Here is a 1,658-nt window from a genome sequence, read left to right on the forward strand (position 1 = left end):
TCCAGCCAGTAGCGCTTGTGTTGGAAGGGGTAGGTGGGCAGGGGGATGCGGCGGCGCTGCTGGAGGGCGTAGTAGTTGGTCCAGTTGGGGGTGGTGCCGGTGAGCCAGAGGGTGGCGAGGGTGCGTTGGATGGTTTCGGCGGGGGTGCGGCGGTCGCGCTTGTGGGGGAGGGAGGAGAGGGTGGTGGCTTGGGTGTTGGTGGTGGTGAGGATGCGGCGGGCGAGGCTGCTGAGGGTCTGGCCGGGGCCGAGTTCGAGGAGGGTGGTGCCCGGTTCGCCGGTGGCGGTGCGGATGCCGGTGGCGTACTCGACGGTGGCGAGGATGTGTCGGCCCCAGTAGTCGGGGTCGGTGGCCTGGTCGTCGGTGATCCAGGTGCCGGTGGTGTTGGAGATGAAGGGGGTGTGTGGTGCCTGGCGGGGGACGGCGGTGACGGCGGCGGTGAACTCCTGGACCATCGGTTCCATCAGGGCGGAGTGGAAGGCGTGGGAGGTGGCCACGGGTTGGGTGGGCCAGCCGTGTTCCTCGGCGAGGGTGGTGAAGTTCTGGATGGCCTGGTGGGGGCCGGAGATGACGCAGTCGCGGGGGCCGTTGTGGGCGGCCAGGGAGAGGCCGTCGGTCAGGGCGGCTTCGACGGTCTGGCGGTCGGCCATCACGTTGAGCATGGCGCCGGGGGCCTGGGCTTGCATGAGGCGGCCGCGGAGCGTGACCAGGTGGAGGGCGTCGGGGAGGGCGAAGACGCCGGCCAGGCAGGCGGCGGTCCATTCGCCGAGGCTGTGGCCGAGCATGGCGGTGGGGGTGATGCCCCAGGATTGCCAGAGCCTGGCGAGGGCGTACTCGGTGACGAAGAGTGCGGGCTGGGCCCACTGTGTCTGGTCGAGCCGGTCGTCCCGGGTGTAGAGGACGGTACGGATGTCGTCGCCGAGGTGGGGGGTGAGCAGTTCGGCGCACTCGTCGAGGGCGGTGCGGTAGGCGGGTTCCTGCTTGTAGAGGTCGTGGGCCATGCCGGTGTGCTGGGAGCCCTGGCCGGTGAGCAGGAAGACCAGTGGCGCGTTCTCGCGGGTTGCGTGGCCGGTGGTGACGTGGGCCGGGTCGCGGGTCTCGAGGGCTGCGGCGACGGTGTCGACGTCGGCGCCGGTGACGGTGCGGCGGTGCGGGAAGGCGCGGCGGCCGGTGGCGAGGGTGTGGGCCGCGTCGGCGAGGTTGGGCCGCTCGCGGCGCAGGTGGGCCGCCAGCCGGTCGGTGGCCTGCTCCAGTGCGGCCGGTGTGCGGGCCGCGAGGACCAGCGTTTCGGTCGGGCGCGGGCTCGCCGGAGACTGCGGGGCGAGTGGGGCCTCCTCCAGGACCAGGTGGGCGTTGGTGCCGCCGAAGCCGAAGGCGCTGACGCCGGCGCGGCGGACCCGGCCGTCGGTGCGCGGCCAGGCGCCCGCCTCGGCCTGGACGCGGAACGGGCTGCGTGTGAAGTCGATGTCCGGGTTGGCCTGTCGGTAGTTCAGCGATGGGGGCAGCAGCTCGTTGCCGAGGGCGAGGGTGGCCTTGATCAGGCCGGCGATGCCGGAGGCGGCGTCGAGGTGGCCGATGTTGCCCTTGAGCGAGCCGATGGTGCAGGAACCGGTGCCGCCGAACGCCCGGGACAGCGCCTGCACCTCGATCGAGTCGCC

The 1,658-nt window shown here is 72.4% G+C and carries 1 protein-coding gene; it reads right to left on the reverse strand.

Going from position 1 to position 1,658, the window contains the following annotated elements; translation table 11 throughout:
- The coding region (locus ACWGB8_RS38510; RefSeq protein WP_452218306.1) for a type I polyketide synthase at nt 1–1,658 on the reverse strand (1,658 nt) is incomplete at both ends.

The organism is Kitasatospora sp. NPDC054939 (genome assembly GCF_053610105.1).